The organism is Stenotrophomonas mexicanensis (assembly GCF_032911605.1).
GTDB lineage: Bacteria > Pseudomonadota > Gammaproteobacteria > Xanthomonadales > Xanthomonadaceae > Stenotrophomonas > Stenotrophomonas maltophilia_A.
In genome coordinates this window covers 34,130-49,760 of record NZ_JAWJTG010000009.1, presented here as the reverse complement: position 1 = coordinate 49,760, position 15,631 = coordinate 34,130, and the positions used below count along the sequence as shown (strand labels likewise).

The window sequence follows — 15,631 nt, the reverse complement described above, 5'->3', positions numbered from 1 at the left end:
TTAGTCCCAGCTCAGTACACCTTGGGTGACCGGCCGTTCGGCCGACCATGGGGAGCAACCGCCTGCATTACAGGCACGCACGCGATACTCATGCGCGCAGTAGGTCCCGCCATTCGACTGCACGTAGGTCTTGGGGCCCGTGTAAAGACGCTTGCCACCGCCACCGCTTTCAAGCTGATACTCGGTTGCGTCTGCCACCAGACTCCATCCTGCAGAGCACTGGACCTGATAGGGCGGCCTGCGGGTCGTCAACCACTCTGCTAGATAGAGACTCGTCGCCCCCGGCGGCAGCACCACCGCGACAGTCACGACTCCCGAGTACGGACTGCACCCCGCGAAATTGCACGCCCTCACGCGATAGGCGTAGCTGCCTTTGCCACGGCTGGCACCAAAGCTTTTCCCGCCGCCGTTATGCACCACCGTCCAGCCACCACCGTTGGCACTCTCCTCCAGCACGAAGCTCTCGCTGTTGGCCGGCACCGACCAGCTCAGGCTGTACTGCGGCACGTTCACCAGGCCCGGCGCACTGATCACCGGCTCGATCGTCGGCGGCCCGATCACCGCTACCGTCGACGTAGCCGACCACGGTCCGCAGCCCGCGCCATTGCAGGCGGCAACCCGATAGCCATAGTTGCCCACACCGCGCGCAGCGGTGGCATAGGAACCCGCGTTGCCGTCGAACAGCGTGACCCATCCGCCACCATTGCTACTCTCCTGCAGGGTGTAACGCGTGGCACCAGCCACCCCGTTCCAGCCAATGCCGATACTGCCCGGCGCAGCGCGTGCCGGCGCAGAGAGTCCGGGCGCAGTGGCAGGCGGATATACGACCGTCACCGCAGCCGTGGCGCTGTATCCCGTGCACCCCACCGGGTTACATGCGCGAACCCGGTAGTTGTAGCTTCCCGCTGCCTTGCCACTGAAGGCCTTGGACTGACCGATGGCGTTATGCACCTGGACCCAGGCGCCACCATTGGCGCTTTCCTCCAGCTCATAGCGCTCGGCACCGGAAGCCGCAGACCAAGCTACGTTGTAGCTGCCGTTGAAGGCTGTGGCAGGCACGTTCAGGGTCGGCACGGTGGATGGCGCCAATGCCACGGCCACTGACGCGACATTGCTCCATCCGCCACACACCGCACGACAGCCGCGCACGCGGAACTGATAGGTCCCCGTGACCAGGCCGGTGCTGGTGAACGATTGCGCCGCGCCATCGAAGACCGTGCTCCAGGTGCCCGCAAGGGCACGCTGCAACTCATAGCGGTTGGCACCACCGGCCGGGCTCCAGGTCAGGTTCACGCTGCCCTGGGTGATGTAGCCCGGCGCACTCAGCGCGGGAACGCTGGGTGCCGCTTCACCATGCACCTGGGAAACCAGGCTGCCTGACAGGTAGAGATAGTCGGTCTGCTTGCCGGTACGTTCGTTGCGCTGGAATCGCAGCACGCCGCCGTTGTCGTAGAACGAGTAGATTGCCCCCTTGCCACTGGCACCAGCCTTCACCCGGCGACCGTGGGCGTCGTACTCGTAGCTCTCTGCTGTTCCCGCCGCGCGCAGCCGGTTGCCGTAGTCAAACGCGAAAGCCTGACCATTGCGCACCGAAAGATTGCCCTGCACGTCATAGCCAAGACCGGTCACGGTTGCCCCGGTTCCGGTTTCGATCACGTTGACCAGCCGATTGGTCGGATCGAAGTAGTGCGTACGATCGCGGCTGCCGACCTTGGCACGGCGCAGGTTGTCCAGCGCGTCATACTCATACAATGCGTTGCCGAAGCCCGGTGCAGTGACCGTCCGCAACCGGTCCAGGCCGTCATAGGTCATGTCCCGGTTACCGGGCGCCCCGGGCAGGCCATCGGAAATGGCCATCACGTTGCCGCCAGCATCGTAGTCATAGCTGTCATCCAGCACTGCGGCCGCTGCGGTGGCATCGCGGCTGCGGTCGGGCAGCCCGCGGGCATTCTGGGTCAACGTGTGCACGATCCCATTGCCATACACGAAGCGGGCCAACGCGCCATTGGCAAAGTAACTGGCCTCCTTCGCATAGCCGCCGACCGTCGTCGCCCGACCCAGTGCGTCCGGCGTATAGCTGACGACACGCCCACCCGGATAGGTATTGCTGGCCAGTGTGCCGTTGGCATCGTAGCCATATACCAGGCTCAGGCTTCCCAGATCCGGATGCTGCAGGGTTTCGCCGCTGAGCAGGCGGCGGCGGTTGTACTGGTAGCGGTTGACGACCATCGGCCGGGCCGGATCGTTCTGCGTGCTGATCTCGGCCGGCAGACCATCAGGCGCGTAGGACCAGTTCTGATTTCCGCGCCCATCCGGGAAGATCAGGGTCGACAGGCGGTTGGCGGCGTCATAACTACGCTTCACCGCACGTCCGCTGGCCAGGGCTTCACTGCGGTTGCAGTCGGTCGTGCTGGTCAAACCCGTGCCGGCCGCCGACCACAGCACGTTGCCTGCCGCGTCGTAGTCCTGCACGGTCGCACCGGTTTCCGGCTCGATGGTCTTGCACAGCTGCTGGTAGCCGTCATAGACGTAGCGGCGGGTAAGCGACTGGCTGCCGTCTGCATTGCGGCGGGTGATCGCCAGCGGCTTGCCCAGCGTGTCGCGCTGGATCTCGGTCACCACGCCTTCCGGGTGCTGCAGCGTCAGCGGCATCTCGTAGCTGGGCTGGTCGTAGGCAAGGTGACGAGTGGTCGTGGCCTGGCCGCGGGGGGTGGTCACCTTCACCGACAGGTTGCCCACGTACTCGGTGCGGGTAACCAGTGCCCCAAGCTCGGACGATTGACTGACCACGGTGGGGCGGCCCAACGCGTCGTACTGCGTCGTGGTGCCGGTCAGGGCGGCATTGATATCGGAGAGCTGCCGCGTGGGATACGAGGCAAACACGGTCTTGCCGCTGGTGTCGTAGCGGGTCACCACGGCGCTGTCCAGCACGTTGTTGGCGTTCTCGGTCACCAGCACCGGGCGGAACATCGCATCCAGGTAGGTATCCGTGCGCCGCCCGCCCTGCGTGCGCGAGTGCTTCCATGCGCCGGCGGGCACCCCCAACTGCGCGCCACCCAGCCGCTGCAGGTCCATGGTTACGCCATTCCAGTTCACGCTGTCGCCGCCAGGGAACTGCTGGCTGCGCAGCCTGCCCATGCTGTCGTAGCTGAAGCTGGTGGTTGCGCCGGTTTCGTCGGTCAGCGAGGTGATCCAACCGTTGTCGTCCACGGCAACGGTGCGCACCGCACCATTGGGCGCTTCGGGCGTGGCCGGCATGCGGAGCTGCTGCGGAACACCACGCTTCCATCCCGACAGATGGCTGGTATTTCCACGGCCATCGGCCACCGAGGCAACCGTGCCATCGGCTGCATAGGTCACCTGCTGCGCCAGGCGGCCAAATGCGTAGGCGCGCAGCGGCAGTGCTTTGGCCGTATCGAATTCGGTGCGGGACTGTTCGATGCCATTGAGCACACTGCGCGCCGTCTGGCCGTTCACCCATAGCGCGGGATTGTCGTAGTAGCTGGTGCTGGTGGTGCGACTCTGGCCTGCGGAATTGGCTTCTGCGACGGTGACTTCGCGGACGAAGGCATCAAAGGCCTGCACAGTACGCGTGAACTGCACGCCATCCTGTTCCACAACAGTGGATTGAACGGGGCGGTTGTAATGGGCCTTGAGATCGCTCGCACCGTACTTGAAGTCCTTGCCGGCCTCTTTCGGGAAGGGCGCCGCATCCAGCTGGGCATCCGGATAGTAATTGTTGCGGTCAACGCGCACGACCGAGCCACCCGCACGCGTTGTCGTGGACAGCAACAGGCCGTCGTTGTAGGCAACTTCCTTGCCGAACTCGTAGACGCGAACGACACCATCGGGCAACGTCTCGGTAGTGATCTTCGGCTCCGCCTGGCCTACCGGGATTACTGGACCGCCCAGGTCCTGAGCGTAGGCACCATTGAGATTGGTGTATTGATAGGTCCACTGTGCAGTAGGCATCCCCGGACCGCTGATGGTCTTGGCCACCAGCGACATTGCGTCACGGTAGACCGGCGTGTAGTTCCAGCCATCGGCAAACAGGTGATTGTCACCAGAGGTCTGGCAATCCAGCTTCACATTCTTGCGCCCATGGCGGAACGGACGGAACAGGAACGTTCCCAACGCACCCGACGGATGCTGGATACTCAGGGTGATCTCGCTGGCCACGATCTTGTTGACGCGCGAGCATGTGGCCGGGTAGTCCATGTACTCCCAGATGCCCTGCCCGATGTAGTCGGCGTACTTGTGGGTGACTGACAGCGGCGGCAGGTTGTAGACCCATTGGGTTCCGTCCGGCAGCGTCACTGTCCGCAGGATATCGGCCTCCGTGTACCCGTAAATCCAGGTGCGCCCTGCAGCGGTTGCGGATGCGATCAGTCCTTTCGCGTTGTAGGCCAGGCTGATCTCGCGGCCATCGTTGGCAACCATGCGCAACAGCCGGTCGCCGCTCCACTCGTAGCGCACCCAGTTGCCGAAGCGATCCACAACCTGCGATGGGTACAGGAACACAAGCTTTCGATTCAGCAGTGCATTGCTTTCAGGTCCGTAGGGTTGCAGCGTTGCACCGTTGTGGGGCTTGGCGACCATCCAGTCGAAGTAGTACTTAGTGCCGTCGGGAGCATGGCCAAGGAAGCCTTGTCCCGGCTGTCCACTCTTCAGGGCGGTCAGGCAACTGAACGTCCAGCCGCCCTTGGTATTCCAAGGCGCCGGTTCGCCAAACTGTGGCTGCGGCTGACGCGCATCACCGCTGCCTCCCAGGACCGGCTCACCGCCACCACCTGGCAGGGAGAGGCGCACGCCATCCCAGAAAGTATTGGGATAGAAATTTACGGTCTGGGTGCGGCGACGGTTCCAGACCTCCAGTGACGGAGGCGCCGCCACCGTACTGCAGCGCGCAGCGGGCGCCCAATAGCCGACAGCAGCGGTCTCCGGCAGATCGCCATAGACGCCGGACATGGACGGGATATCCAGATCCCAATCCGAGAATGGGCTCTCACTACTGCGATCGCCATCGCGATAGCTGCGGCCCAAGGTCATCGTCAGGCTGCCATTGCCCGGAATCGAAACATCCGTGGCCTTGAAGCTGATCGAACCGTCATAGAGGTTGACCTGCTCGCCGAAGATCTCGCCCTTCAGCGGTTCGACAATGTCCCCGTACTTCAGCCGCTTGTCGTACTCCTGGCGCCAGGTGGGAACAATCTGGGCGGAAACGCCGACCGGTGCCAGCACGCACAGGGCAAAGACACCCAGAAGCAGACCCTTGGCAGCCGTTGCGGCGCGCGGATGAGAAATGAGGCCAGACTGCATGAAGATCCTCCCTGGATCGACGTCCCTGTGTGCCCCACCTGCGCCGAACGGCAGTTGGCCTTCGACCAGGCGGCACCCACTCCGGCAGACAGCCACGCGTTGCTTCACGGTGGGCGGGTGCTGACCATGGATATGAACGAATAATGAAGATGGCGTCAACCCCGCGCATTGGCCAAACTCGGCAAAGCCACCCCAATCGGCTGCCTCCCGCGCCCTTCCCCGCTCCACCTAGAATGTCCCCATGAGCACCCTGACCTTCCGCGCCGCCACGTCGGCCGACATCCCCGCCCTGATCGCCCTGGTCACCTCGGCCTACCGTGGTGACGCCAGCCGCGCCGGCTGGACCACCGAAGCCGACCTGCTGGACGGCGCCCGCATCGATGCCGAGGGCATCCAGGCCGACCTGGACCGCCCGCGCTCCACCATCCTGCTGGCCGAACGCGACGGCCAACTGGTAGCCTGCGCCCACGTCGCCGATGTCGACGGCAAGGGCTACTTCGGCATGTTCTCGGTCGACCCGGCCCAGCAGGGTGGCGGCGTCGGCAAGCAGCTGATGGACGCCGCCGAAGCGCACGCCGCACGCGAATGGAAGGTGCCGGTGATGCAGATGACGGTGATCGACGTGCGCGACGAGCTGATCGCCTTCTACGAGCGCCGCGGCTATCTGCGCACCGGCATCAAGAAGCCGTTCCCGTACGGCGACGAGCGTTTCGGCATTCCCAAGCGCGACGACCTGCGCTTCGAGATCCTGGAAAAGCCGCTGGCCGGAGCCGCCGCGTGAGCGATATCTGGACCTTCGTCTGTGCCGGCACCGAGCTGCTGCCGGGTGAAATGAAGAGCGTGTTCGACGAGGTAACCGGCACGCCGATCGTGGTGTTCAACCTCGACGGTGAGTTGTACGCGCTGGAAGACCAGTGCACACATGAAGAGTTCGAGCTGTCCTCGGGCGAGTTCAACACCATCGAGGGCAGCGTGGAGTGCGTGCTGCACGGCGCGCGCTTCGACGTGCGTGACGGCCGCGCCCTGTGTGCCCCGGCCTACAGCCCTGTGCCCAAGTTTCCGGTGAAGCGCGAGCACGACGCTGTCTGGACCCGCGACGACCGGGATTGAGGCGGCGCTCGGCCCAGAGAGCCCCGCAGAGGGCGCCCCGCGGGAGAGCATCCACTCATGGGGTGGATCTACCGAAAGGCCATTAGAGCCTCCCCAGGGCGTCCCCGGGCCATCTCGGTGGCCCGGAACGACCCGTACATGCGAATCATTATCGTTGATGTTATTCTACGTAACATCTTCGTAACGACTCCGCCCCCGCGCCATGGCTTCGCCCGCGCCAACCGCCACGCTGTGCCAGCTTGCCCGTCAAGGGTGGCCGCTGCTCGTGGCCGTGCTGCTGACGCTGGTGTTGGGCTGGTCTGCGTTGCATGAAGGCAGGCACACGGCGACCGCCGATGCGCCGACTCTGTATGCTCATGATGTGTCGCCCGCGTCCCCGCCACACGTGCTGCCGCACGAACAGGCGATGCACCCCGCTGAATCCGAACCCGATGGCAGTCGCGGTGACCAACCTCGTGCCCTGCGGCGACTCTGCCTGCAGCACCCTGACAATGCACCTGCAGACGCTCCGGCGCCGGTGACACCGACCCCTCCGGTGCTCGCACCGGGCCGGCGCCAGCCCCCATCCCACGCACCGCCCGCGCTGCTGGCCTGACGCTCTGCTGCGCCATGCGCAGCCGCATCCGCACGTCCCCCCTCGTTCTACGTACTGCTGCCGCGCGGCCCGCGCCGGCCGCCTCTCCCTGTTCCCCTTCTGCAGACGCCCATGAACCCGATCAAGAGCCGCAAGCACGCTTCGCCGCTTCGTACCCTGCCGCTGGCCACCGCCAGTCTTGCCGCCGGCCTCGGCCTGGCCACCCTGCCCGCGCTGGCCCACGCTGAAGCCACCGACAACGCCCGCACGCTGGACAAGATCGACGTGCACGCCACCCGGGGCTACAAAGCCGACAAGGTGGCCTCGCCGAAGTTCACCCAGCGCCTGCAGGACACGCCGCAAACCATCCAAGTGATTACCAGCGACCTGTTCAACCAGCAGGGTGCCACCACGCTGACCGAGGCGCTGCGCAACAGCCCGGGCGTGGGCACCTTCTATGCCGGCGAGAACGGCAACACGACCACCGGCGATGCGCTGTTCATGCGCGGCTTCGACACCTCCAACAGCTTGTATGTGGACGGTGTGCGCGACCTGGGCTCGATCTCGCGCGATGTGTTCAACATCGAACAGGTGGAAGTGACCAAGGGGCCGGCCGGCACCGACAATGGCCGTTCGGCGCCGACCGGCGCGATCAACCTTGTCAGCAAGCAGGCCAACCTGCAGGACGCGACGTCGGCCAGCATTTCGCTGGGCAGCGACCAGCAGCGCCGCGCCACCGCCGACTGGAACCAGTCGCTGGGCACCACCAGCGCGCTGCGCATCAACGGCATGTGGCAGGACAGCGACCAGCCCGGCCGCGACCACGTGCAGAACAAGCGCTGGGGCATCGCACCGTCGCTGGCCTTCGGTCTGGGTACCGCCACCCGCTACTACCTCAACCTGCTGTATGTGAAGCAGGACAACGTGCCCGATGGTGGCGTGCCCACCCTGGGCCTGCCGGGCTGGACGCCGCAGCCGACGCTGGAAGCGCTGGCCGGGCACCCGGTCGATCCGGAGAACTTCTACGGCACCCGCGCCGACCACGATGACGTGACCGCGAAGATGGCCACGTTCCGTTTCGAGCACGACTTCAACGACAGCGTGCGCCTGACCAACACCGCCCGCTGGGGTCGCACCGAACAGGATTACCTGCTCACCGCCTTCATGGGCACCGGCGTGCGCGGCGCAGGCGGCCGCCCGACCGGCAACATCACCTATGCCAACCCGGCCGACCTTTCCAGCTACGCCATCGCGCGCAGCCTGCCGACCTTCAAGGACCAGCGCAACACGATCCTCACCGATCAGCTGAACCTGCGCGCCGACTTCGCCACCGGCGCGGTCGGGCACGCATTGAGCGCTGGCCTGGAATTCACCCGTGAAGAACTGGACAGCTACGGCCAGGCCGCCGCTGCCGGCACCAGCTGGCCCGCTGCGAACCTGTACAACCCGGACTGGAACGTCAGCGGCCTGAACTGGGCGCACAACGGCGCCGATGCACATGGCAAGACCACCACCTCCTCGGTGTACCTGTTCGATACCCTGTCCTTCGGCGAAAGCTTCCTGTTGACCGCTGGCGTGCGTGCGGACCACTACAAGACCGAGTACGCCAGCGCGTCGGTGTGTGGTGGCCGCGGCGGCCCGGCGTGTGGCAGCAATCCTGCCGGCACGGTGCTGCGCAACCCGACGCTGGACGCGTCCGATACGCTGCTGAACTGGAAGCTCGGCGCCCTCTACAAGGTCGGCGATACCGTCAGCGTCTACGCCAACTATGCTATCTCGCAGCAACCCCCGGGTGGCGCCAACTTCCAGCTGAGCAGCTCGGCCAGCAGTGCCGACAATCCCAAGCTGGATCCGCAGAAGGCCAAGACCTTCGAAGTGGGCAGCAAGTGGGCCTTCCTGGATGACGCTCTGGCAGTGAACCTTGCGTTGTTCCAGACGGACGTGGACAACGAGATCAACACCACCGTGCTCGACGATGCCGGCAACCCGACCCAGACCGGCAGCAAGCGGGTCAAGGGCGTGGAGCTCTCCGCAGTCGGCCGCCTGACCGACAACTGGTCGGTCAGCGCCGGATACAGCCACCTGGACACCGACGTAAGGGAAGGCGCGAAGGTGGCCGCCGATGGCACCACCAACCTGACCTATACCCCGGACGACACATTCACCGGCTGGACCAGCTACACCCTGCCCTACGGCATCACCGTGGGCGGCGGCGTACGCTATGCCGCCGGCATGCACCGCGGCACCGACGGCGCGGTGGGCACCCCGTCGTTCACCAAGTCCTACGTGGTGTATGACGCGGTCGTGTCCTGGGCAATCAATGAGACGATCTCGCTGCGCTTGAACGGCTACAACCTGTTCGACAAGCAGTACGTGGCCAGCATCAACAAGAGCGGCTACCGTTACACCCCGGGTGCCCCGCGCACCTTCCTGCTCAGCGCGGACATCCGCTTCTGATGCAGCACGCGGGGGAGCCCACTCCCCCGCGCCCCCAAAGGAACCGCCATGCTGCTGCACATTCCCGACGTGCTTTCACCCCAGGACGTGGCGCAGGCACGCAGGCGACTCGACGCTGCAGACTGGACCGACGGTCGCGAGACCGTCGGTGCACAGGGCGCGATGGTCAAGCACAATCTGCAGCTACCCGATGCATCTCCCCTGAAAGCGGAGCTGGGCAGGGACCTACTGGCCGCGCTGAGCCGCAGCCCCTTGTTCTTTGCTGCCGCGCTGCCCCTGAAGATCCTGCCGCCGCGTTTCAACCGCTACAGCGGTGGCGGCACCTATGGCTTCCATGTCGATGGCGCGGTGATGAACCTGGCCAACGGCGAACAGCTGCGCTCGGACATCTCCTGCACCCTGTTCCTGTCCGATCCGGACGAATACGAAGGCGGCGAGCTGATCATCAGCGATACCTACGGCGAGCACGAAGTGAAGCTGCCCGCTGGCGACCTGATCGTCTACCCGTCCAGCAGCCTGCATCAGGTGCGCCCGGTCACGGCCGGCGCGCGCGTGGCCTCGTTCTTCTGGGTACAGAGCATGATCCGCGACGATGTGCAGCGCCGCCTGCTGTGGGAAATGGATGGCTCGATCGAGCGCCTGCGGCAGACCGGCGGTGACGCCGAGGCGATCCTGCAGCTGACCGGCGTGTACCACAACCTGCTGCGACGCTGGAGCGAAGTCTGAGCCCCATCCGGCCGACCCGCGACAATTTGGCAATCATTCTCATTTGCAACAGCTAACAGCTCTCATTACAATCACGCCCCGTTGATGCCGGCCGCTGCCGGCAGACCCTTGGGGACCCCTGCTTGCTGCGCCCGCTTCGCCCTCGCCCACTCATCCATCGAAAGATGGGCACCGCCATGCGCGGCCAGCGTCCTGCGCTGGCCAGTCTGCTGGCGTGGGTGGCGATGCTGGCTTTGCTGCTGGGCACCCTGCCGCTGCTGCCACACGGCCAGGCCGGAATGGCCGTGCAGATGCCGCTGGAAGAGCGCGGTGGCGAAGCGTCCCCGCAGGAAGAAGCACCGGCCAAACTGCGCCGCTGTGCTGCCGCCCCGGTGAAATCGGCCGAGAAGGCGCGCCCGCCGTTGCTGCTGGCCAGCCAATGGCTGCGCACCGAGCTTGAACTCGTACCCGCCACGCCGGCCATGCCCGGCGTGCGCCCGGACTGGCCGCTGGCCGCTCCGGACACGCCCTGGGCCGACGCGCCCGGGCGCCGCCAGCAACGCGGCCAGGCGCCGCCGCTCGCCTGATTCACGGCCCCGCGTGACCGCCTGCGCGGTCGTGCCCGCACGCCGCTGCCTGCTTCATCCCTGCCGCCCCTGACCGGGCCTCCCCGTGCATGCCGCGCCGTTCGCGCCTGGCATTGCGCCACCCTGCATCCTTCGAGGTTACTGCCATGGCCCAGCGCCATCGTGTCCGTTCGTCCCTGTCCCGTACCCTGCTGACCAGCGCCGTGCTGGCAGCCATGACCGCCCCGGCCTTCGCCCACGGTGACGCTTCCGGCGCGCCACAGACGCTGGACAAGGTGGTGGTCACCGCCTCCGGCTTTGAGCAGAAGGTGGTCGATGCACCCGCCAGCATCAGCGTGGTCAGCCGCGAAGAACTCAGCAAGCGCCCGTACACCAATCTGGTCGACGCGCTGCGCGACGTTGAAGGCATCGACGTCGGCCTGGAAGCCAGCGACAAGAACGGCCGTGCCACCATCTCGATGCGCGGCCTGCCCTCCGAGTACACCCTGGTGCTGATCGACGGCCGCCGCCAGAGCAATGTCGGCCAGCTGTATCCGAACAACTTCGGCGGTGGCCAGTTCGCCTACCTGCCGCCGCTGGATGCCATCGAGCGCATTGAAGTGGTGCGCGGCCCGATGTCCACGTTGTACGGCTCGGATGCAATGGGCGGCGTGATCAACATCATCACCCGTCGCAACCAGGACAGCTGGCACGGCGCGCTCACCCAGGGCTTCACCGTGCAGCAGGACGATCAGTTCGGCGATGCACGCACCACCGACGTCTACCTCAGCGGCCCGCTGGTCAAGGACCGTATCGGCCTGGCAGTACGCGGCAGCTACTACGACGCCAAGGCCTCCAATCCGGAGTGGGATGCACTGACCCTGCCCGACGGCAGTCTGTGGGAACGCAGCATCGGCTTCGGTGGCGGCGGCAAGTCGGTGGCCAACACCAACTGGAACACCGGTGTGCGGCTGAACTTCCACGTCAACGATGACCACGAACTGTGGCTGGACTACGACGTGTCGCGGCAGAAGTACGACAACAGCGAGGGCCAGACCGGCACCCTCGACAGCCTGGCCAGCCTGTGGCGCGTCGGCAATGCCGTCATCCCCAACCCGAACGGCAGCGGTACCGTCACCCGCCGCGTGGTGCAGCCGCGCGTGGGCTACACCGCCTACCAGCGCTACGAGCGCGACCAGTTGTCGCTGACCCACCAGGGCCGCTACAGCTTCGGCACCTGGCAGACCTCGCTGACCCACAGCAAGAGCAGCAACCTGGGCCGCTCGCTGCCGCTGACCCTGGACGAACGCGCCAACCTGCAGACCCTGTGGAACGACGTCTGCCGCCGCACCGGCGGCGCCAACAACTGCGCGGCCGGCCGCGGCAATGCACTGGCCGCCCTCAACCCAAGTGAAATGGCACGCCTGCAGGCATTCCTGCCGCGTCCGCTGCGCACCATGGAGCTGGAAGGCTACGTGCTCGACACCATGCTCGACCTCGACTTCGGCGCGCACAAGCTGACCGTCGGCGGCCAGTACAACAACACTGACATGATCGACGGCGTGTTCGGCATGGACGGCGCCGGTTACCGCAGCAACACCAAGCAGAAGCACCGCATGTGGGCGCTGTTCGCCGAGGACAACTGGTCGCTGACCGACACCCTCACCGCCACCTTCGGCCTGCGCTACGACGACCACAACGTGTTCGGCAGCCATGTCAGCCCGCGCGGCTACCTGGTGTGGAACGCCACTGACGCCTGGACCTTCAAGGGTGGCGTCAGCACCGGCTACAAGACCCCGCGACCGGATCAGCTGTTCCCGGGCATCACCGGCTTCGGTGGCCAGGGCGTGCTGCCGCTGGTGGGTTCGCCGAACCTGAAGCCTGAAACCAGCACCAACTACGAGCTGGCCGCGTACTACGAAGGCCAGCGCTGGGGCTTCAATGTCACCGGCTTCTTCAACAAGTTCGAAGACAAGATCGCCAGCGGCGGCACGTTCCCGAACTGCGAAGTGGCCCGCGCCGGCAGCGGTTACTGCGTGGACATCGGCCCGGGCTGGGCAGCACTGGGCTACAGCACCTTCACCCAGAGCGTGAACATCGACAAGGCCGAGACCCGCGGCGCAGAACTGGCCGGTCATGTCGACCTGCTCGACAACCTGCAGTTGCGCGGCAACTACACGTGGACCAAGAGCGAGCAGACCAGCGGCCCCGACAAGGGACGCCCGATCTCTGGCACCACGCCGGCAAAGCACATGGCCAACGCCAGCCTCAACTGGCAGATCAACGAAGCGATCAGCCTGTCGCTGATCGGCGAAGGCCGCTACGACCGCTATCGCGACACCCTCATCGACAGTGCCGGCGCCCGCCACGTGCGCTATTACGAGGACTACACGATCTTCCATCTCGGTGGCAGCTGGAAGGCCACGCCGTGGCTGACGGTCAACGCACGGGTCAACAACCTGTTCGACAAGGACTTCGTTTCGCAGTCGTGCCTGCTGCTCAATCCCAGCGAGTTCAGCTGCGTGGACGACTACGCGACCAAGGACCAGCGCCGCAGCTACTGGATTTCGTTGAACGCGAAGTTCTGATCTCTGCGCCCTGCCCTGGCGGGTGCCGACCTTGGTCGGCACCGCTCCATCCACGCATGGCGTGGATCTACTGATCCGTGGGATTGCCGGCCAGTCGGTAGTGCCGGCCGCTGGCCGGCAATTCCCCCAGGGATACAGAACGACACGCAATTGCGAGCTATTCTCATCAATGATGTAATGGGGAGTCCCCGTCCGCCTCGAACCGTGCCGTGAGCCGTCCTGCCTCTTCCACCGTGCAGCAGCAACAGAACCGTGGCTTCTGGCTGCGGACGCTGCACCAGTGGCACTGGATCAGCTCGGCGGTCTGCCTGATCGGCATGCTGCTGTTTGCGGTGACCGGCCTGACCCTCAACCATGCCGCGAAGATCGAGGCCAAGCCCGAGGTGCAAAACCAGCATCTGGAACTGCCGGCCGCGCTGCTGGGCCAGCTGGGCACGCGCGAGGACGGCAACGCGCCGATCCCGCGCCCGGCCCGGCAATGGCTGGACACGCAGCTGGGCATCGCCATCGGCGGGCGCCCGGCCGAGTGGTCGGCTGAAGAGATCTACCTGTCACTGCCACGCCCGGGTGGCGACGCCTGGCTGAGCATCGATCGCGAGACCGGCGCGGTGGAGTACGAATCAACCTCGCGCGGCGCGGTGTCCTACCTCAACGACCTGCACAAGGGCCGCAACGCGGGCCCAGCGTGGGGCTGGTTCCTGGACCTGTTCGCCGTGGCCTGCCTGGTGTTCTGCATCACCGGCCTGTTCCTGCTTCACCTGCATGCACGGCAGCGGCGCATGACCTGGCCGCTGGTCGGCCTCGGCCTGATGATCCCGCTGCTGATCGCCCTGCTGCTGATCCACTGACTTTCCTTCGTTTCCGGAGCCGCCCCATGCGCGTCACCCTGACCATCGCCCTCAGCGGCCTGCTGGCCACCTCGCCGGCCTATGCCACCACCCTCGACATCAACGTCGAAGTGCCCAAGCTCAACGTGGCCGAGTACCACCGCCCGTACGTGGCGGTGTGGCTGGAAGGCGCCGACCAGAAGGTCGCGGCCAACCTGTCGGTCTGGTACCAGCAGACCAGCAACAGCGAAGGCCACGGCACCAAGTGGCTGCCCGACCTGCGCCAGTGGTGGCGCAAGAGCGGCCGCACCCTGCAGGTGCCGGTGGACGGCGTGACCGGCCCGACCCGCCCGGCCGGCAAGCACGCGCTGTCGTTCAACGACAAGCAGCCGGCGCTGAAGCAGCTGGCCCCGGGCAACTACACCCTGGTGGTGGAAGCGGTGCGCGAAGTCGGCGGCCGCGAGCTGCTGAAGATCCCCTTCACCTGGCCGGCCACCGCCGCACAGAACGGCAAGGCGCAGGGCGCCACCGAACTGGGCCAGGTCACCCTCGCCGTCAAACCCTGAAAAGGGGACGGAGGGGATTAAGTCGTAATTCCCCTCCTCTCGCCGCACCACCCTGCATCCACCTGGAGTCTTCCGCATGAAGCGCACGCTCGTCCTCGCCGCCGCTCTGGCCGCTGCCCTTCCCTTCTCCGCCCTGGCCCACAAGGCCTGGCTGCTGCCCTCGCAGACCGTGATCGCCGGCAATGCGCCGTGGATCACCGTCGACGGTGCGGTCTCCAACGACCTGTTCTATTTCAACCACGTGCCGCTGCGCCTGGAGTCGGTGGTGATCACCGCGCCGGACGGCAGCACCGTGCAGCCGCAGAACGCGTCCACCGGCAAGTACCGCAGCGTGTTCGACGTTGAGCTGAAGCAGCCGGGCACCTACCGCATCGCGTCGGTCAATGACGGCCTGTTCGCCACCTACGAGCAGAACGGCGAGCGCAAGCGCTGGCGCGGCAGCGTCGCCACCTTCGGCGAACTGCCCAAGGATGCGAAGAAGCTGGAAGTGAGCCAGTCGGTCGGCCGCGTGGAGACCTTCGTCACCAACGGCGCCCCGAACGACACCGCGCTGAAGCCGACCAACCGCGGCATCGAGCTGGTCGCCGTCGGCCACCCGAACGATCTGTTCGCCGGCGAGGAAGCCACCTTCCGCGTGCTGGTCGACGGCAAGCCGACCGCCGGCCTGGAGTTCGAGATCGTGCGTGGCGCCACCCGCTACCGCAACGCGCAGGACGAGCTGAAGGTCACCAGCGATGCCAAGGGCGAGATCAAGGTGACCTGGCCGGAAGCTGGCATGTACTGGCTGGAAACCGGCACCGAGGACAACAAGACCTCGGTGAAGCAGGCCGCCAAGCGCCGCCTGAGCTACGTCGCCACGCTGGAAGTGCTGCCGCAGTAATGTGGACTGCGATGCCGGGCAGCCCCCGGCATCGCGCCT

At 65.9% G+C, this 15,631-nt stretch carries 10 protein-coding genes; 9 read left to right on the top strand and 1 reads right to left on the bottom strand.

Annotated elements, in window-relative coordinates; all coding sequences use genetic code 11:
• Positions 1–5,319 (bottom strand): wall-associated protein, encoded by a 5,319-nt coding sequence (locus R1L06_RS06260; protein ID WP_317217209.1) that lies wholly within the window; start codon positions 5,317–5,319, stop codon positions 1–3.
• A 241-nt stretch (positions 5,320–5,560) separates the two neighbouring features.
• On the opposite strand from R1L06_RS06260, the gene R1L06_RS06255 reads away from it, so the two are divergent.
• The 9 genes from R1L06_RS06255 (at position 5,561) to R1L06_RS06215 (ending at position 15,592) form a co-directional block, all read left to right on the top strand.
• Complete coding sequence (locus tag R1L06_RS06255) at positions 5,561–6,100, top strand: GNAT family N-acetyltransferase (RefSeq protein WP_121503989.1); 540 nt, start codon at positions 5,561–5,563, stop codon at positions 6,098–6,100.
• The gene (locus R1L06_RS06250) at positions 6,097–6,429 is read left to right on the top strand and encodes a non-heme iron oxygenase ferredoxin subunit (protein WP_317217208.1); all 333 of its coding nucleotides are present in this window, start codon (positions 6,097–6,099) and stop codon (positions 6,427–6,429) included. Before R1L06_RS06255 ends, R1L06_RS06250 begins: the two co-directional genes overlap by 4 nt.
• Positions 6,430–7,135: 706 nt before the next feature.
• Positions 7,136–9,460 (top strand): catecholate siderophore receptor Fiu, encoded by a 2,325-nt coding sequence (locus R1L06_RS06245; RefSeq protein ID WP_197616150.1) that lies wholly within the window; start codon positions 7,136–7,138, stop codon positions 9,458–9,460.
• Between the two features lie 48 nt (positions 9,461–9,508).
• On the top strand, positions 9,509–10,186 hold the full coding sequence (locus R1L06_RS06240; protein ID WP_121503992.1) for a Fe2+-dependent dioxygenase: 678 nt from the start codon (positions 9,509–9,511) through the stop codon (positions 10,184–10,186).
• A 164-nt stretch (positions 10,187–10,350) separates the two neighbouring features.
• Positions 10,351–10,752, top strand: a complete 402-nt coding sequence (locus R1L06_RS06235; RefSeq protein ID WP_049463139.1) for a hypothetical protein — start codon at positions 10,351–10,353, stop codon at positions 10,750–10,752.
• Between the two features lie 146 nt (positions 10,753–10,898).
• Positions 10,899–13,319, top strand: a complete 2,421-nt coding sequence (locus tag R1L06_RS06230) for a TonB-dependent receptor domain-containing protein (RefSeq protein ID WP_317217207.1) — start codon at positions 10,899–10,901, stop codon at positions 13,317–13,319.
• Between the two features lie 209 nt (positions 13,320–13,528).
• Entirely contained in the window at positions 13,529–14,167 is a 639-nt protein-coding gene (locus R1L06_RS06225; RefSeq protein WP_032129249.1) for a PepSY-associated TM helix domain-containing protein, read from the top strand.
• Positions 14,168–14,193: 26 nt separating this feature from the next.
• Positions 14,194–14,712, top strand: coding sequence for a DUF2271 domain-containing protein (locus R1L06_RS06220; RefSeq protein WP_004147429.1), 519 nt, complete (start codon positions 14,194–14,196; stop codon positions 14,710–14,712).
• A gap of 76 nt (positions 14,713–14,788) precedes the next feature.
• Entirely contained in the window at positions 14,789–15,592 is an 804-nt protein-coding gene (locus tag R1L06_RS06215) for a DUF4198 domain-containing protein (RefSeq protein WP_049398797.1), read from the top strand.
• Positions 15,593–15,631: the final 39 nt, after the last annotated feature.